Source organism: Pseudarthrobacter sp. B4EP4b, from assembly GCF_006680095.1.
Lineage (GTDB): Bacteria > Actinomycetota > Actinomycetes > Actinomycetales > Micrococcaceae > Arthrobacter.
Window position 1 is genome coordinate 1 of record NZ_VHIJ01000057.1, and the last position, 17787, is coordinate 17787.

General features: G+C 65.4%; 16 protein-coding genes and 1 tRNA gene. 9 read left to right on the top strand and 8 right to left on the bottom strand.

What is annotated here, in order from left to right:
- The first annotated feature begins 84 nt into the window (after positions 1-84).
- From FNL14_RS19215 to FNL14_RS19230, 4 genes are all read left to right on the top strand, one after another.
- The gene (locus FNL14_RS19215) at positions 85-1032 is read left to right on the top strand and encodes a metallophosphoesterase (protein ID WP_142063325.1); all 948 of its coding nucleotides are present in this window, start codon (positions 85-87) and stop codon (positions 1030-1032) included.
- A 212-nt stretch (positions 1033-1244) separates the two neighbouring features.
- Entirely contained in the window at positions 1245-3053 is a 1809-nt protein-coding gene (locus FNL14_RS19220) for an ABC transporter ATP-binding protein (protein ID WP_142063328.1), read from the top strand.
- Complete coding sequence (locus FNL14_RS19225; protein WP_142063331.1) at positions 3050-4876, top strand: ABC transporter ATP-binding protein; 1827 nt, start codon at positions 3050-3052, stop codon at positions 4874-4876. The genes FNL14_RS19220 and FNL14_RS19225 overlap by 4 nt, the downstream gene beginning before the upstream one ends.
- A gap of 103 nt (positions 4877-4979) precedes the next feature.
- Positions 4980-5056, top strand: a tRNA-Pro gene (locus tag FNL14_RS19230).
- 149 nt (positions 5057-5205) lie between these two features.
- Here the strand turns inward: FNL14_RS19230 and FNL14_RS19235 are convergent.
- A complete protein-coding gene (locus FNL14_RS19235) occupies positions 5206-5424 on the bottom strand; it encodes a hypothetical protein (RefSeq protein WP_091422654.1) in 219 nt (72 codons plus the stop codon).
- A 133-nt stretch (positions 5425-5557) separates the two neighbouring features.
- On the opposite strand from FNL14_RS19235, the gene FNL14_RS19240 reads away from it, so the two are divergent.
- Positions 5558-6823, top strand: a complete 1266-nt coding sequence (locus tag FNL14_RS19240) for a helix-turn-helix transcriptional regulator (protein ID WP_091422657.1) — start codon at positions 5558-5560, stop codon at positions 6821-6823.
- Positions 6824-6874: 51 nt separating this feature from the next.
- On the opposite strand, the gene FNL14_RS19245 is transcribed toward FNL14_RS19240, so the two are convergent.
- Positions 6875-7813 carry a phosphoribosylaminoimidazolesuccinocarboxamide synthase gene (locus tag FNL14_RS19245; RefSeq protein WP_142063334.1) on the bottom strand — a complete coding sequence of 313 codons (939 nt, stop codon included), beginning with the start codon at positions 7811-7813 and terminating at the stop codon, positions 6875-6877.
- Between the two features lies 1 nt (position 7814).
- The gene (purD, locus tag FNL14_RS19250; protein WP_142063337.1) at positions 7815-9131 is read right to left on the bottom strand and encodes a phosphoribosylamine--glycine ligase; all 1317 of its coding nucleotides are present in this window, start codon (positions 9129-9131) and stop codon (positions 7815-7817) included.
- A 94-nt stretch (positions 9132-9225) separates the two neighbouring features.
- Here purD and FNL14_RS19255 point away from each other — a divergent pair, with 94 nt between their 5' ends.
- Genes FNL14_RS19255 through FNL14_RS19265 form a run of 3 tightly spaced genes read left to right on the top strand, consistent with a single transcriptional unit; the run spans position 9226 to position 12273 of the window.
- Positions 9226-10803 (top strand): molybdopterin-dependent oxidoreductase, encoded by a 1578-nt coding sequence (locus FNL14_RS19255; protein ID WP_181762710.1) that lies wholly within the window; start codon positions 9226-9228, stop codon positions 10801-10803.
- 36 nt (positions 10804-10839) lie between these two features.
- Positions 10840-11856: an asparaginase gene (locus FNL14_RS19260; protein WP_091422664.1), complete on the top strand. Its 1017-nt coding sequence runs from the start codon at positions 10840-10842 to the stop codon at positions 11854-11856.
- Positions 11857-11892: 36 nt separating this feature from the next.
- On the top strand, positions 11893-12273 hold the full coding sequence (locus tag FNL14_RS19265; RefSeq protein ID WP_142063344.1) for a sterol carrier family protein: 381 nt from the start codon (positions 11893-11895) through the stop codon (positions 12271-12273).
- Positions 12274-12280: 7 nt separating this feature from the next.
- On the opposite strand, the gene FNL14_RS19270 is transcribed toward FNL14_RS19265, so the two are convergent.
- The 4 genes from FNL14_RS19270 to FNL14_RS19285 are packed head-to-tail and all read right to left on the bottom strand — an operon-like array spanning position 12281 to position 14592.
- Positions 12281-13045: an ABC transporter permease gene (locus FNL14_RS19270; protein ID WP_142063347.1), complete on the bottom strand. Its 765-nt coding sequence runs from the start codon at positions 13043-13045 to the stop codon at positions 12281-12283.
- On the bottom strand, positions 13042-13866 hold the full coding sequence (locus FNL14_RS19275) for an ABC transporter ATP-binding protein (RefSeq protein ID WP_142063350.1): 825 nt from the start codon (positions 13864-13866) through the stop codon (positions 13042-13044). Before FNL14_RS19275 ends, FNL14_RS19270 begins: the two co-directional genes overlap by 4 nt.
- Positions 13856-14242, bottom strand: a complete 387-nt coding sequence (locus tag FNL14_RS19280; protein WP_142063353.1) for a DUF1048 domain-containing protein — start codon at positions 14240-14242, stop codon at positions 13856-13858. Before FNL14_RS19280 ends, FNL14_RS19275 begins: the two co-directional genes overlap by 11 nt.
- Before the next feature lie 2 nt (positions 14243-14244).
- Positions 14245-14592, bottom strand: coding sequence for a PadR family transcriptional regulator (locus tag FNL14_RS19285; RefSeq protein ID WP_142063356.1), 348 nt, complete (start codon positions 14590-14592; stop codon positions 14245-14247).
- 216 nt (positions 14593-14808) lie between these two features.
- Here FNL14_RS19285 and FNL14_RS19290 point away from each other — a divergent pair, with 216 nt between their 5' ends.
- Positions 14809-16785, top strand: a complete 1977-nt coding sequence (locus FNL14_RS19290) for an amino acid transporter (RefSeq protein ID WP_142063359.1) — start codon at positions 14809-14811, stop codon at positions 16783-16785.
- A gap of 53 nt (positions 16786-16838) precedes the next feature.
- On the opposite strand, the gene FNL14_RS19295 is transcribed toward FNL14_RS19290, so the two are convergent.
- A complete protein-coding gene (locus FNL14_RS19295; protein WP_142063362.1) occupies positions 16839-17600 on the bottom strand; it encodes an SDR family oxidoreductase in 762 nt (253 codons plus the stop codon).
- Between the last annotated feature and the right edge of the window lie 187 nt (positions 17601-17787).

Below are 17787 nucleotides of genomic sequence, written 5' to 3' on the forward strand. Positions count from 1 at the left end.
GCTCCCGCCCCCACCCAGCCTGCCCCGCAGCCGAGCAACAATGGCAACGGAAACGGCAATGGGAACGGGAACGGCTAGCCGCCGATGATCTCAACCAGTGCTTTGGCAAGCCGCGCCCGGACCATCGGGCGCGGCTTTGCCGTCACCGCAGGAGCCGGGGCAACGGCCGGGCTGGCCGCCTTCGGGTACGGCCTGTGGGAGAAGAACCAGTTTGTCCTGCGCGAAGAGACGCTGGACATCCTCCCGCCCGGGCAGGCGCCGTTCCGCGTCCTGCATCTGAGCGACATCCACTTTGTGCCGGGCCAGGACAAGAAGGCAGCCTGGCTGGAGTCCCTTGCCGGCCTTGAACCGGACCTGGTGGTCAATACCGGAGACAACCTCAGCCATGCCGAGGCAGTGGACCCGCTGCTGAAGGCGCTGCGCCCCCTTTTGGAGTTCCCCGGCGTGTTTGTCCCCGGCTCCAACGACTACTTTGCCCCGAGCTTGAAAAACCCGGCGTCCTACCTGCTCGGCCCGTCCAAGGTGAAGCCTAAGCCGGCCCAGCTGGACTGGCCCCGCCTGCGTTCCGGCTTCGGCATGGGCGGCTGGATCGACCTGACCAACCGGCACCAGTCAGTGGTCCTGAAGGGGATGCGGTTCGATTTCTCCGGTGTGGACGATCCCCACCTGAACCGGGAACGGTATGCCGGCTGGCCGCGCGGCACGGTCAACCAGAACGCGGTTCCGCACCTGCGCGTCGCCGTCATCCACGCCCCCTACCAGCGCGTGCTGGACCACTTCACCGAGGACGGCGCGGACCTCCTGCTCGCCGGGCACACTCATGGCGGCCAGCTGTGCATACCCGGGTACGGTGCCCTGGTATCCAACTGCGACCTCCCCACCTGGCGCGCCAAGGGCCTGAATGACTGGCAGAGCAACGGAAGTACGACGCCGGTAAACGTCTCGGGCGGCATTGGCACCTCACGCTTCGCCCCCGTCCGCATCGCCTGCAGGCCCGAAGCGGTCCTGCTGAGGCTCACCCCGCCCAACTGACCCCGTTGAGCTATCAGGTTTGGTTCCCATCCAGCGCTTTTGGGGACCAAACCTGATAGCTCATCGGTGGAACCGGCCAGGGACTGCATTGCAGCACGCAATAACTGGCGAAGCTTCAAAGCCGGCGCCTGAAGCCTGTGAATCGTCTCACGCCATGGCATAGGGTAGTTGCTACGGGAAACTACATTCGTTTTAGAGCTTGAGAAGCGGGCATGGCCAAGCAAACTCCTTTTTTTCGTTCCATCCGTCGCCTTTACCCCCATGTCCGGCCGATCATCCCCCGGCTTTTGCTGGGACTTCTCTGCGCGCTGATGGCCAGCGTTGTTGCCCTCGCCATCCCGCAGGTCCTCCGGGTGCTGGTCAACGAATCATTGAAGCCAGGCGGCTCAACGGAAGCGGTGTGGATTTCGGCCGGCCTCATCCTGGTCCTGGGCGTGGCCGAGGCGGGCCTGGTGGCCCTCCGCCGGCAGTTCGTCATCAACCCCGCCACGTCCGTGGAAACCAACATGCGGATTTCGCTGTACCACCACCTGCAGGACCTGACCGTTTCCTTCCACGACCGATGGGGTTCCGGCCAGCTGTTGTCCCGGGCCATGACGGACCTGAACTTCCTGCGCCGCTGGATGGCGTTTGGAGCCATCATGCTGGTGGTCACCACCCTCACCGTGATCATCGGCATCACGGCGATGTTTGTGATGAGCTGGCAACTGGCCCTCATCTTCCTGGCCGCCGCCGTGCCCATCATGGCCTGCAGCTTCCGGTTCCGGACCCGCTTCAGCCGCGTGGCCCGCCGCAGCCAGGACCAGGCCGGAGACCTCGCCACCACCGTTGAGGAATCCGTCCACGGCATCCGTGTGCTCAAGGCGTTCGGCCGCAGCCGGGAGGCGCTGGAGAACTTCAACGAACAAGCCGAGGAACTGCGCCAGACGGAGATCGAAAAAGCACGCCACCAGGCAACGTTCACCATGGTGGTCACGCTGCTTCCCGAGCTCGCCCTCGGGGCCGGCCTGGTGGTGGGTGTGATGCTGTGCGCCGGCGGCCAGCTCAGCATCGGCTCGCTGGTGGCGTTTTTTGCCACCGCCGCGGTGATGGCCTCGCCCGTGGAATTTTCCGGCATGCTGCTGGCCATGGCACTCACGGCCAAGACCGCCGTCGACCGCCACTTCGAAGTGATGGATACACCGAACACCATCACCAGTCCCCCGGAGCCGCGCCGGCCCGGCCAGCTGGCCGGTGCCCTCCGTTTCTCCAATGCCACGTTCGCCTTCGAGGACGCACCGGACAAACCGATCCTCAAAGAGATCAACCTGGACGTCCGCCCCGGCGAGACCATGGCCCTGGTGGGCATCACCGGCAGCGGCAAGAGCGCCCTGATCCAACTGGTTCCGCGCCTGTTCGACGTCACCGGCGGCGCCATCACCATCGACGGCGTGGACTTGCGGGACTTCGACGTGGAAGAGCTCCGGCGGATTGTTGCAGTGGCCTTCGAGGACACCACCCTGTTCTCCAACTCCGTCCGGGACAACGTCCTGCTCGGCGCCCCCGTCCGCAACGATGCCGTCCTCGACGAAGCCCTGGACGTGGCCCAGGCGCACTTCGCGTATTCCCTGCCGGAGGGGGTGGACACCCTCATCGGAGAGGAAGGCCTCAGCCTTTCCGGCGGGCAGCGGCAGCGGATCGCCCTGGCACGCGCCATCGCCGCGCGCCCCCGCGTGCTGGTCCTGGACGATCCACTGTCCGCGCTGGACGTCCATACCGAGGAACTGGTGGAAACGCGGCTCCGGGCCGTGCTGAAGGACACCACCACGCTGATCGTGGCCCACCGCCCGTCCACCGTTGCGCTCGCGGACCGGGTGGCGCTGCTCGAGGACGGCCGTATCACCGCCGTCGGCACCCACACCGAACTGCTGGCCGTCAACCACCATTACCGCTATGTCATCGCCAGCCTCGACCAGGAACCCCGCGACCTGGACTCAGAGCTGTCCGCCCTTGAAGACCAGGCAGAGGAAGTGACCCGATGAGCACCGCAACCTTCGGCACGGCCAACGAGGACAATGCCCACCTGAGCAAAAGCGAGAGCCGGGCAGTACGACGCCGGTCGCTGGCTTTGCTGCGCTCCCTGATCCGGCCGGTGCGGCTGCGGTTCTGGCTCACGATTGCCATGGTGGTCCTGTCGCAGGCTGCCCGGGTGGCCGGTCCCGCGCTGATCGCCTTCGGCATCGACCACGCACTGCCCGCCCTGCAGGCCGGAGACAACCTCCCCCTGGTGTTCACCGGCGTCGCCTATCTGCTCGCAGCGATCGCGACGGCAGGACTCACCGCCCTGTATGTGACCTCCACGGCGAAACTCAGCCAGGCCATGCTCCTGGACCTGCGCCTGCGGGTGTTCCGGCATACGCAGCGGCTGAGCCTGGAGTTCCACGAAAAATACACGTCCGGACGGATCATTGCCCGGCAGACCTCGGACCTGGAGGCACTCCGCGAACTCCTGGACTCCGGCGTCAGCTCGCTGGCGTCCGGCATGTTGTTCATGATTTTTACCGCCGTCACCGTATTCGCCCTGGACTGGCGCAGCGGCCTGCTGGTGCTGGCCGCAGGTGTTCCCATGTTTTTCCTGGCCCGCTGGTACCAGAAACACTCGCAGATCGCTTTCCGCGAATCCCGGGTGGTGTCTGCGCGGCTGATCGTGCACTTCGTGGAGACCATGACCGGCATCCGCGCGGTGAAGGCCTTCCGCAAGGAGCAGGAGAACGCTGACCGCTACGGCCAGCTCGCCGAAGAGTATCGGCTGGTTACTGTCCGTTCCATCAACCTCAACGGCATCTTCCAGCCGGGGCTGGTGCTGATCGGGAACGTGTGCGTGGCAGTGGTCCTGTTGTTCGGTGGTTTCCGCGTCCTCACCGGCGACCTTGCTGTGGGTGTGCTGCTGGCCCTCATCCTGTCGACCAAACGGTTCTTCCAGCCGGTGGACCAGATGGCGATGTTCTACAACTCCTTTCAGAGTGCCCAGGCAGCATTGGAGAAAGTATCCGGGCTCCTCGAGGAAGTGCCCACCGTCCGCCCGCCCAGGAACCCGGTAGCCCTGCAGAACGCCAGGGGCGCCATAGATTTCAAGGACGTCGAGTTCCGCTACGGCGACGGGCCGCTCATCGTGCCCCGGCTGAACCTGCACATTCCGGCGGGGCAAACGGTAGCCCTGGTGGGCCAGACGGGGGCCGGGAAATCAACCCTCGCAAAACTGATCGCCCGCTTCTACGACGTCTCCTCCGGCTCCCTGACCCTGGACGACGTGGACCTGCGCAACCTCAGCACCACGGACCTGAGGCGGAACATCGTGATGGTCACCCAGGAGGCCTTCCTGTTCAGCGGGTCCGTGGCTGACAACATTGCCCTGGGCCGGCCGGAGGCATCCCGGGCCGAGATTGAGGAAGCAGCGAAGGCTGTAGGTGCACATGACTTCATCTCGGACCTGCCCGAGGGATATGACACTGATGTCAACAAGCGCGGCGGCCGGGTCTCATCCGGGCAGCGCCAGCTGATCAGCTTCGCCCGGGCGTTCCTGGCCCGCCCGGCAGTGCTGATCCTGGACGAGGCCACCTCCTCCCTGGACATCCCCTCCGAAAGGCTCGTGCAGAACGGACTGGCCCGGCTGCTGGCGGGCACGGACGCCGCCAGGAGGACCGCCCTGATCATTGCGCACCGCTTGTCCACGGTGGAAACCGCGGACCGGGTGCTGGTGGTGCACGACGGCCGGATCGTCGAGGACGGATCACCCGCGGAGCTGATTGGCGGCGGCGGACGTTTTGCCGACCTGCACGGTGCGTGGAAGGACTCGCTGGTCTGACCGGGATATACCGCGCCGCGGGCATCTTTCATGAGTCACCGCGCAGGATTTCGCATCGGGACCCCGCATCGGCTATTCTTGTAAAGTTGCTTTTGCAGCGGATCGGGATGTAGCGCAGCTTGGTAGCGCGCTTCGTTCGGGACGAAGAGGTCGCAGGTTCAAATCCTGTCATCCCGACCACAATGAAAGAGGGTCTCCCACGGGAGGCCCTCTTTTGTGTTCCGTGACCTCCGGCAGAACCCTGGCCGAACGGTAACTTTCCGGTAAAGGGAAAGGCCCCGGAGCAGTCGCTCCGGGGCCTCCCTCGCCTCCTGTGGTGAGGAAGCTAGTTACGCGGGATCAGGCCAGTTACCGATATAGGTGGTGACTTGGGTGTCGGTGCTCTTGTCCTTCTTGACCTTCTGGGAAGCCGGATCAGGCCAGTTCCCAATGGCTACGGAAGTACCGGAGTTGTCAGCCAGTGAACCCGCAGACAGTACGGCCGGAGCCGCTGCGGAAAATGCCAAGGCCCCCGCCAGCACGGCGGCGGCAGCAATTTTCTTCAACATAGATATGTTCCTCAATACGAGTCGGATTCGTTACAAAGCCAGCACTGTCCTTGTTGACACCCATTGTAAAATGTTTTCCACAGGGACTGTCAAGCATTCGTCAAACTGACTGTCCGGAAGAGGAGGAAATCCCGTGGGCAACGGATTCGGGGAGAAGCTCCGGGCGGAGCGGCTCGAACGGGGATTGACACAGGCCGAACTGGGCAAGGACCTGTATTCACCCAGCTACATTTCATTGCTCGAGACCGGCCGGAGGGAACCGACGGCCGAGGTCATCGAGGAACTGGCGCGGCGCCTTGAATTGGCGCCCAAGGCCCTCGAAGCCTGGAGCCAGCCAATTACCGTCAGCGATGCCGAGTACGTCCTGGCCGGCCTTTATGCCCGCCAGGCCTGGGACCTGCGTGACTACCCTTTGGCGGCCAGCCACGCCGCCACGGCAGCCCAGATTGCCCTCGAGGGCAAAAACACCAGCGCCTGGTGGAACATGACCTACATGCAGGCCGAGTGCCTGATGAAGCAAGGCGAACTGCGCGAATGCCAAAAGATCATCGAGCGGCTCCTCGAGCACCCCATGGCCACCGAATCAGTGGGCCTGGGTGTGCGGGCGCGGCAAATGCTGGCGGCCGTCTGCCACGGGCAGGGGCAACTGGCGGTGGCAGTCCAGCACGGGCTTGAAGCTGTGGAGCTCTCGGCCAGGCTGCCGAGGAATTCGACAGTGCTCATCGGCGCCCACCGGATCCTCATCGGCGCGCTGGCCGAAAGCGGTCGGCTGGACGAAGCCTGGAAGTACTGCATGGCGCTCTACGAACAGGTGGACGAACACGCGATGTCGCAACTGGCCGGGGAGGTGGCCTGGGTCATTGGCAACGTCGCGTTTATGCGGCATGACTACGCCGAAGGGGTCAAGCACCACGAGCGGGCCGCGAAGCTCCTCTCCCCCGCCAATGACATCGAGCTCTGGGCGCGGTTCAACAAGGCCTCCGCCGCGGTGCGGCTGTCGTCGGGAATTGTCGAACCCGAAACCCTGTCCTCCATCGAACGGGCAGAGCTCGCCTTCTCCATCGTGGGAGGAACCAAGAGCGACGAACTGGAGGTCGCCTTCATCCGCGCCCGCTGGCTGTACCTGACCGGGGACATTGTTGCCGCCGTCGAAAAGCTGAGGGAAATCCACGCTGAGCGCGACGCCCTCGCCAAGCACACGGCCGGAGAGGTTTCACTGCTCCTGGGCAAGTCCCTGAAGGCCGCCGGCGAAGCGGACGAGGCACTGGTCCGCCTCGAGGAAGCCCAGAAGGCGTTCAGCGCCGCAGGAGCAGCGGACCGTGTCCAGCAGGCATTGGACGCGGTCCTGGAAATCCGGCTGGCCCAGCAGCGGGCCGCGGCTGCCGCCAAAGCCAGCTAAGCTGCACCCGCTCGCCCGGAGCCGCTGGGGCTCCGAGCAAGTGAGGACGCGTCAGGCGAAGCTTTTCCCGGTCAGCTTCTCGTACGCCTCAACATAACGGCTCCGGGTCCGGTCTACCACGTCAGCAGGCAGCGCCGGCGGAGGCGTGTCCGAAGACCTGTCCCAGCCCGATTCGGCCGATGTAAGCCAGTCCCGGACGTACTGCTTGTCGTAAGACGGCTGCGCCTGCCCCGGCTGGTAGGTGGAGGCATCCCAGAACCGCGAGGAGTCCGGCGTCAGCACTTCATCACCCAGGGTGATCGAACCGGAGACGGCGTCGTAGCCGAACTCCACCTTGGTATCGGCGAGGATGATCCCTTGCTCCCGCGCCACGGCCTCCGCCTTGGTGTAGATCTGCAACGTGAGCTCGCTCAACCGGCCTGCTATGTCGTCACCCACCATGGCCACCACGGCGTCATAGGTGATGTTCTCGTCGTGCTCGCCCACGGCTGCCTTGGCCGACGGCGTAAAGATGGCGTGCTCCAGCCGTGACCCGTCCACCAGGCCCTCCGGCAGCGGGATGCTGCACACGGTTCCGGAGGCGCGGTATTCCAGCAGGCCCGAGCCGGTGAGGTAGCCGCGGGCGATGCACTCCACCGGGAACATGTCCAGCTTCTTGCAGATCATGGCCCGGCCTTCCACCGCCGCCGGGACCCCGTCCTCCACGGTGGAGGCCAGCACGTGGTGCTCCACGTCCAGCTGGTCGAACCACCACAGGCTCAGCTGGGTGAGGATGCGCCCCTTGTCCGGGATTTCGCTGGACAGGACGTGGTCAAAGGCGCTGATACGGTCGCTGGCCACCACCAGGACGCACTCCTGGCCTATGCGTTCGACGATGGAATCGTCAGCCGGCTCGTAAAGGTCGCGCACCTTGCCGGAGTAGACGTGCTTCCAGCCCGGCAGGTCCAGGGTGGTGGTGCTGAAGCCGCGTGCTGCGGGAGTTTCGCTCATGCTATGCCTTCGCGTTGGTAATGGGCAGGGATCCGGTGGCGCCGGCCGATACCCTGATCTCGCCCCGGGCGGCCTTGCGGCCGATGTCCGTGCGGAACTGCGAGCCTTCCAGCTGAACCAGCTCCACGCCGTCGTACGCCTTTTCGCGCGCCTCCACCAGGTCGCTGCCCAGTGCCACAACGGCCAGGACGCGCCCGCCCGCGGAGATCACCTTGCCCTCCTCATCAAAGGAGGTCCCGGCGTGGATCACGTGCACGCCTTCGAGTTCCTCCACCTTCTTCAGGCCGCGGATGCGGTCACCGGTGCGGGGCGTGCCGGGGTAGTTTTCGGAAGCGACGACGACGGCGACAGCAGTTTCCTTCGACCAGCGCAGCTCTTCTGCCTTGTCCAGTTCGCCCTTGGCAGCTGCCAGGAGGAGGGCGCCGAGGGGGGTCTTGAGCCGGGCCAGCACGGCCTGGGTTTCCGGGTCACCGAAACGGACGTTGAATTCGATGACGCGGGTGCCGCGCGACGTGAGGGCCAGGCCGACGAACAGTACGCCTACAAAAGGCGTGCCGCGGCGGGCCATTTCGTTGACAGTCGGCTGGGCGACCCGCTCAATGACCTCCTGGACGAGGCCTTCGGGGGCCCACTCCAGCGGGGTGTAGGCGCCCATGCCGCCGGTGTTGGGCCCTTCGTCGTTGTCGAAGATCCGCTTGAAGTCCTGGGCAGGTGAAAGCGGGACCGTGTTCTGGCCGTCGCAGAGGACAAAGAGGGAAACTTCCGGGCCGTCGAGGAACTCTTCGATCACCACGGAGCCGCCGGCATCGAAGCACGACTCCGCGTGGGCCAAGGCTTCGTCGCGGTTCCTCGTGACCACTACGCCTTTGCCCGCGGCCAGGCCGTCGTCCTTCACCACGTAGGGGGCGCCGAAGGTGTCCAGGGCTGACGCGGCTTCCTCGGCGTTGGCAGCCACCATGGCCATGGCCGTGGGAACGCCGGCTTCGGCCATGATCTCTTTGGCGAAGGCCTTGGAAGCCTCGAGCTGGGCGGCGGCCTTGCTGGGGCCGAACACCGGGATCCCGGCATTGCGGACCGCATCGGAAACGCCTGCTGCGAGCGGCGCCTCCGGCCCCACCACCACCAGGTCCACGGCGAGCCTGGTGGCCAGGGCGGCTACGGCGTCGGGATCGTTGCCGTTGATCCCGTAGGTGGGGACCAGCTTGCTGATGCCCGCATTGCCGGGCGCTGCATGGACCTCGGACACGTTGGGGTCGGCGAGCAGGGAGCGGACAATGGCGTGTTCGCGGCCTCCGGGGCCGATGACGAGTACCTTCACAGTCTCCAAGGGTACTTTGTGCACCCAGCCCGCTCCTAAGCTGTGTCAGCCGCGGCAAAACAATCCCCGGGGCGGTCCGCTACGAAGCAGTGTTATGAAAAAGCTCCTGAACTGGCTCAAAAGTCCCACTGCCCTGGCCGCGCTGGCAGGCGTGGTGGCTGCCGCCGTCGTCCTCGCCGTGGCCGAGCTGGCGGGAGCATTTTTTACGGCCCGCGCCACGCCCGTGTTTGCCCTGGGGTCCACGTTCATCGATTTCACGCCGTCCTGGATGAAGGACTTCGCGATCGCCACGTTCGGCACCAACGACAAGGCCGCACTTTTTGTGGGCATGGGCCTGACCATCGCCGTGCTGGCGTGCGTGCTGGGTGTGGTGGCCTACCGGCGGTGGGCGCTGGGGGTGCTGGGAGTCCTCTTTATGGGTGCGGTGATCGTGGCCAGCGTGGTCACCCGGGCAGGCGTGGGGCCGGCCGATGCCATACCGTCGGTGCTGGGAACCCTCGCAGGCCTGCTGGTGCTGCGCGCCCTCATAGCCCCGTTGCGGGGACTGAAAGCCTGGCCCGAGGCACCGGCGAATGTGGCCGACGGCGACCCAAGGCACTCCGGGGCCAGCCGCCGTCTTTTTTTCGCCGCTGCCGGAATTACCGCGGCCGCAGCCGGCATAGCCGCAACGGGCGGCCGCCTCGTGGGTGCGGCCCGGAGCAACATCGCCAAGGCACGGGAAGCCCTGCAGCTGCCCGCCGCGGTCCAGGCAGCTGCAACCGTTCCTGCGGGCGTCCAGTCCCCGGTGGCCGGTGTCCCGCCCTGGCTGACGCCCAACGGCGAGTTCTACCGCATCGACACTGCCCTCAGCGTCCCGGAAATCAATGCAGATGACTGGGAGCTTCGGGTGCACGGACTGGTGGAGGAAGAAGTCCGGCTCACCTTCCAGGACCTGCTCGACGCCGACCTGATCGAATCGCACGTAACCCTCACCTGCGTTTCCAATCCAGTGGGCGGCAACCTCGCCGGCAACGCGAAATGGCTGGGCCTGCCCATCCGTGAGGTGCTGAAGCGGGCGCGGCCCAAGGACGGGGCGGACATGGTCCTTTCCACGTCCATTGACGGTTTCAGCGCTTCCACGCCGCTGGAGGTCCTGCAGGACGGGCGCGATGCCATCCTGGCCATCGGAATGAACGGCGAGCCGCTGCCCCTTGAGCACGGCTACCCGGTGCGGATGGTGGTTCCGGGCCTGTACGGATTCGTCTCGGCCACAAAGTGGGTGGTGGACCTGGAGGTGACCAGGTTCGCGGACAGCAAGGCCTACTGGACGGAGCGCGGCTGGTCCGAGCGCGGGCCGATCAAGACCATGGCGCGGGTGGACGTCCCCAAATCGTTTGCCAAGGTGCGCGCCGGTAAGGTGGCCGTGGGCGGCACCGCGTGGGCGCAGACCCGGGGCATCACCAAGGTGGAACTCAAGATCGACAACGAGGACTGGGTGGAGGTGGCCCTCTCCGCTGAGGCGTCCCTGGCCACCTGGCGCCAATGGTCCTATGAATGGGACGCCACGCCCGGCCCGCACTACCTCAAAGTCCGCGCCACGGACGGTACGGGCGAGGTGCAGACGGAGCAGCGCGCCGATCCGGTTCCCGACGGCGCCTCGGGCTGGCAGTCCGTGATGGTCACCGTGGAGTAGCCGGGCATCCGGAACGATGGCCCCTAGACTGGCAGCATGCCGCATAACCCGCATGCCACCTTTACCGTGGACTCCGCCGTCGAACTGGCCGTGATTGAGCGCAGCGGCTTTGTGGAATCCCGGCACATCGGCTCCGCCGTGCTCCTGGCCGCCGACGGCTCCGTAGTCACTGAACTGGGCGACATCAACACCCCCATCTACGCCCGGTCTGCCCTGAAGCCGTTCCAGGCGCTGGCGTCGATGCAGGCCGGCGTGCCGCTCCGCGGTGCCCAGGTGGCGCTGGCCTGCGCGAGCCACGTGGGCTCCCTGGACCACATGGACGTGGTGTCCGGAATGCTCAAGGCGGCCGGCGTCCGGGAGGACCAGCTCCAATGCCCGGAAGCGTGGCCGCAGGATGAAACAGCCCGGAACTGGCTGGTCCGGTCTGACCGCGGCAGGTCGAAGCTGGCCTTCAACTGCTCCGGGAAGCACGCCGCATTCCTGTGGGCCTGCACGGAAAACGGCTGGGACACACACAGCTACCTGGAGCCCAACCATCCGCTGCAGCAGCAGGTGCGCAGCGTCATCGAGGAGTACACGGGCGAAAAGATCGCCCACCTGGGAATCGACGGGTGCGGCGCGCCCGTGGCGGCTGTTTCGCTCAAGGGCCTGGCGCGGGGCTTCTCGCAACTGGCCAAGGCGCCGGGAGACCAGAGCTTCAACGCCCGGGCCGCCACCATCGCAACGTCCATGCTGGACTACCCGTGGGCGGTGCAGGGCCGCGGCGAGGCCAACACCATTGTGATGGACGAGCTGGAAATCATTGCCAAAATCGGGGCCGAAGGTGTCCTGGCCATGGCCACGCCCCAGGGCGTTTCCGTCGCTGTCAAGATCCTGGACGGGAACCTGCGGGCAACCTCCCTGGTGGCGCTGACCTTGCTGGCCGCCTCCGGGGCCGTGGAGATTCCCGGCGTAGCCAGTGTGCTGGAAAAGGTGGTTGAGCCGGTGCTGGGCGGCGGCCGGCCCGTCGGAAAGATCCGGCTGGGCCCGGCCGTCTCAGCCCTCCTGGACTGAGTCACTCGAACCACTGATTGAAGGAAGACTTGAAACATGCCTGTAGCCCGCCGTCGTATTGACGTTCAAGAAGGCGCCGCCGCGGTGGAGGCGTGGCGGAAAGCTGCCGGGCTGTCGTCGGACGTTCCTCCGGTTCCGCGCGCCGTGCTGGCCACCGCAGTACGGTACACACTGGAGGAAGTCACGGCGCGGGCGCCGGGAAATTCAGTGGAAGTGCGCGTGCCGCCTTTCGGCGTCACGCAGTGCGTGGAAGGGCCCCGCCATACCCGCGGAACGCCGCCCAACGTGATCGAGTGCGACGCCGCCACCTGGCTTGCGATGGCGACCGGCCTGATGGGCTGGGCGGAGGCAGTCGCGGCCGGCAAGGTGGCCGCTTCAGGCCTGCGTGCCGACCTCTCAACCCTCCTGCCGCTGTAGCACTTTCCTAGCTGATTTTGCGGCGGTAGATGGAGACCGCGAACGCGTAGGCGATGGCGAGTATGCCCACCAGCCACGCCAGGGTGATCCAGATGTCCGTACCCACCGGTTCCTGGGCGAACAGGGCCCGGATGGTGTTCACGATGGAGGTCACGGGTTGGTTCTGGGCGAACCAGGCCACTGGACCGGGCATCGATCCGGTGGGCACGAACGCGGAGCTGATGAACGGCAGGAAGATCAACGGGTAGCTGAAGGCACTGGCACCATCGACGCTTTTCGCGGAGAGCCCGGCGATCACGGCGATCCAGGTCAGCGCCAGGGTGAACAGGACCAGGATGCCGGTTGCCGCCAGCCAGGCGGCCGGTGATGCTCCCGTACGGAACCCCATGAGCAGCGCGACGCCCACCACCACGGCCACTGACACCAGATTCGCTGCCAGCGAGGTGAGCACATGCGCCCAGAGCACACTCGATCTTGCAATCGGCATGGACTGGAAGCGTTCAAAGATGCCGCCCTGCAGGTCCAGGAACAAGCGGTAGGCCGTGTAGGCGACACCCGACGCGATGGTGATGAGCAGGATGCCGGGCAGCATGTAATTGACGTACGATCCGCCGGTGCCCGTATTGATGGCGCCGCCGAACACGTACACGAACAGCAGCATGAGCGCGACCGGAGTGACAGCGGTGGTGATGATCGTGTCGGGGCTGCGCAGGATGTGGCGCAGGGAGCGGCTGGTGAGAACTCTGGTGTCGCCCAGGACGTGGCTGGTCATTGGGGTTCCTTTCCTGCTGGGACCGGGCTGTCGGCAGGGTTGGTGCCGGAGGGACCGCCCTCACCGGTGAGGGCGAGGAAGACGTCCTCAAGGGACGGCTGCTTCTCGACGTATTCCACTTTTGCGGGCGGGAGGAGCCGCTTGAGTTCAGCGAGGGTACCGTGCTGGACGATCGTGCCCTGGTGCAGGATCGCGATCTGGTCGGCAAGCTGTTCCGCCTCGTCCAGGTACTGGGTGGTGAGCAGCACCGTGGTGCCGCTGTGGGCGAGTTGTTTCACGGTCTGCCACACCTCGATGCGCGCCTGGGGGTCCAGCCCGGTGGTGGGTTCGTCGAGGAAGATGACCGGCGGGTTGCCGATCAGGCTCATCGCAATATCGAGCCGGCGGCGCATGCCGCCCGAGTAGGTCGATGCCTTGCGGGGCCCGGCGTCGGTGAGGGAGAAGCGGGCCAGCAGGTCGTCGGCGATGCCGGCCGGGTTCTTCAGGTGGCGCAAGCGGGCGATCAGGATGAGGTTTTCGCGGCCGGTGAGCACTTCATCGACTGCGGCGAACTGGCCGGTGAGGCTGATCGACTCACGCACATCGCCTGGGCTTTCGGCAACGTCGAACCCATTTACGGTGGCGGTTCCCGAGTCGGCTTTGATCAGGGTGGACAGGATCCGCACCAGGGTGGTTTTGCCGGCACCGTTTGAACCGAGCAGCGCGAAGATGCTCCCCCGCTGCACATCAAAGTCAACGCCCCGCAGCACCTGCAGGTCCTTGAACGACTTTTCGATGCCCAGAACCCGGATCGCGGGTTCGAGGGCCTGGTCAATGGTCATGCTCTATCTCCTTTGCACTGCGGCCGGCGGCGGCGTCGATGGCCTTCGTGAGGCGGGCCCGCTCCTTGTCGATCCAGCGCGTGCCGCCATACGCCTGGGTGAACGTCTCGGCGAACTCCACCGGGTCATCACCCACGATGTCCGCCACCGGCGTCCCGTCGACGGCGGCGCGTTCCCACAGGTCGGCAAAGTCGCCGAACATCCTGACCAGCGTGTCGCCGTCGGTCACTCCGCCGTAGTACATGAAGTACCGTTCGAATGCTTTTGCGGCGGCACGGTGCGGCTCGGGGAGCGCCTCCACGCGGGCCTTGTACTGCTTGAACTGCTTCTTCTGCTCAAGTGAGCCGGTGAGTGCTTCGATCCATTTTGCGGCCATGGCTACTTCTCTCCTTTTTCCTGCGGGTGCCCGATGTGGAGGTGTTCGATCCGTTCTGCCAGGAAGCTCCACGTCTTCCAGAACTCTTCGAGGTATCCGCTGCCCAGTGCGTTCAGCGAGTAGACCTTGCGCGGCGGCCCCTTCTCTGACGGGACCTTTTCGACGTCGACCAGGCCGCGCTGCTCGATCCTGACCAGCAGCGCGTAGATGGTGCCTTCGGCGATGTCGGTGAAGCCCTGGTCGCGCAGCCGCGCCGTGATCTCGTAGCCGTATGCCGGCTGTCCGCCGAGGATCGCGAGGACTATGCCCTCCAGCGTCCCCTTGAGCATCTCGGTCACTTGCTTGCCCATGGAACCCTCCCTTGGACTACTTAGTGATGATGACTACCAGTACATAGTATCGCTGAATAGCGGCTGGTCAAGGGCCTTGAAACGACAGAACTGCCTGCTTCCAAGCGAAGGGCGTCAAGGATTCGTCAAGAAAACGGCCCTTTCCGGGTCACCGATTTCCACCGGTGCTAGCTTCGGCCCTGAAGGCGGTGCACTGCGCAGCGCTGAAAGGAATGCATGACCACGTTGAGCAGGCCTCCGGCCGATCCCTCCGCCCCCAGGCCGCGGGGTGCCGCAGCATTGAGGAACTGGCTCCTGTTCGGACTTCAGGACAGCAAAGGCACGCATCCCGGCCCAGGCGGGACATCGGGAGCCCATGAGAAAAAGCATCCATGGTGGCAGGTCATGTGCCTCACCGGTGTGGACTACTTCTCCACCCTTGGCTACCAGCCGGCCATCGCAGCCCTCGCCGCCGGGGTGATTTCACCCATCGCGACCCTGGTGCTCGTCGCCGTGACCCTCCTTGGCGCCCTGCCGGTATACCGGCGCGTGGCCGGTGAGAGCCACCGTGGAGAAGGCTCCATCGCCATGCTCGAACGCCTCCTGCCCCGCTGGGGCGGCAAGCTCTTCGTCCTGGTCCTGCTCGGGTTCGCCGCCACCGACTTCATGATTACCATGACCCTGTCGGCGGCGGACGCCACTGCGCACCTAATTCAGAACCCCGTCTCCCCGGAATGGCTGCAGGGCCAAAACGTCCCGGTCACACTCTTCCTGCTGGCGCTGCTGGCCGCGGTGTTCCTGCGCGGCTTCAGGGAGGCAATCGGCGTCGCCGTCGCCCTTGTTGCCCTCTACCTCGCCCTCAACGCCGTCGTGGTGGCCGTGACGCTTGCCCAGGTCTTCACACACCCGCTGGCCATGGGCAACTGGTGGACCAGCCTCTGGACCTCCCACGGCAACCCGCTGATGGCCGTCGCCATCGCCCTGCTCGTCTTCCCCAAACTTGCCCTTGGCCTCTCAGGATTCGAAACCGGGGTCGCCGTGATGCCTCAAGTGCGGGGCGACGGAAAGGACACGGAAGAGAACCCGGCGGGCCGCATCCGGGGAACCCGGCGCATGCTCACCACCGCCGCTGTGATCATGAGCGGATTCCTTCTCACCACCAGCTTCATCACGGTGGTCCTGATCCCGGAGCCGGAATTCCAGCCCGGCGGGCAGGCAAACGGGCGCGCCCTGGCCTACCTCGCCCACGAATACCTCGGCGTCGGCTTCGGCAGCATCTATGACGCCAGCACCATCGCCATCCTCTGGTTCGCCGGCGCTTCCGCCATGGCAGGACTGCTCAACCTGGTCCCCAGATACCTTCCCCGCTACGGCATGGCTCCAGGGTGGGCCAAAGGAGTCCGGCCCCTCGTTCTCGTTTTCACCCTGGTCGGGTTCCTCATCACCTTCCTCTTTGAGGCCGACGTCGACGCCCAGGGCGGTGCGTATGCCACCGGCGTCCTGGTGCTGATGACTTCAGCGGCCGTTGCCGTCACCCTCTCCGCCCGTCGACGCCACCAGAACAAACGCACCGTTGGCTTCGGAGCCATTGCCGTCGTCTTTATCTACACCACCGTTGCCAACATCTTTGAACGGCCCGAAGGCATCCGCATCGCGGGAGTCTTCATCCTGGGCATCATCGTGATCTCCCTGCTCTCGCGGGTCCGCCGCTCCTTTGAACTTCACGCCACGCACGTGCACCTGGACCGGGAGGCATTGGAGTTTATGTCCGATACCCTCGAAGGCCCCATCGCCATCATTGCCCACGAGCCGCTCCGGACATCCCAGGAGGCTTACCGCGACAAGCTGGCTTCAGCCATCGAAGTCAGCCACCTCCCCCTCGCGCAGGAGGCGCTGTTCCTGGAGGTCATCGTTGACGACTCCTCCGACTTCGAGACCGAACTCCACGTCCGAGGCGTGGTCCGCCATGGCTACAGGATCCTCGAAGTCCACGGGCCGGTGGTCCCCAACACTATTGCCTCTGTCCTGCTCCACATCAGGGATGTCACAGGGCTGATGCCCCACATCTACTTCCGCTGGACCGAGGGCAACCCGGTCACCAACCTCCTGAGGTTCCTGTTCCTTGGCGAAGGGGAAATCGCCCCCGTAACCCGCGAAGTGCTCCGTGAGGCCGTACCGGAGGTCACCAACCGCCCGTGGGTTCACGTCGGCTGACCTGAGAGGACGGGCCTGTCCGAACGCGTCCTTTCCGGTCAGCCGCGGCCGGGTTAGCCACGGCCGATGAACGGCATGCCGGCTGCGGTGATCACCACGGACCCCACGCTTGCCGAGGGCGGCATGTTCGCCATCATCAGCACGGCACGGGCCGCATCCTCTACAGGAAAAGTGGGTTCCACCCGGCGGCTGCCGTCTGCCTGGAGCGCGCCCGCACCAACCCCGATAGTGTCCATGATGTCAGTGGCTGTGTTGCCGATATCGATCTGCCCGCAGGTGATTCCGAAGTCCCGGCCGTCCAATTCGATGCTTTTGGTCAGACCCGTCATGGCGTGCTTGGTGACGGCGTAGGCCACGGTACGGGGCCGGGGCGAGTGCGCGGAGATTGAGCCGTTGTTGATGATCCGTCCGCCCTGCGGATCCTGGGCCTTCATGGCCCGGACCGCCGCGGCGGCACACAGCATGGAGCCGGTGAGGTTCACCGCCACGGTGGCGTCCCAGTCGGCCAGGGAGATCTCATCCACGCTGGCCGCCGGACCGAAAACGCCTGCATTGTTGAACAGCAGGTCCACGCGCCCCCACTTTTGGCGGGTGGCCTCGAAGAGGTGCTCGACGTCGTCGGGCCGGGTCACGTCGCAGGTGACCGGTAGGGCATGGGGATGGCCGTCCCCCGTCTCGGCCAGCTGCGGCCCGCGCCTGCCGGCGAGGGCAACGCCGTAGCCGTCGGCCAGGAGAAGGCGCGCCACGGCCCGGCCAATGCCGGAACCTGCTCCGGTGACTACAGCGACGCGCTGGGTCTGTTTGGGCATGCTCATCAAGTTCACCTCGGGTGTGGTCACATTTGAATCCTAGGGCCTCCGCTTCTAATCTCGTAATACAGAATTGTTTTCCCACAATACGAAAACATCAAGCCAGCATTCGACGACGAAAAGAGGCTGCCGTGGCTGCAGGAGAAGATACCTCCCATATCCTCAGCGGGTTGACTAACCAGCTGCCTGATCG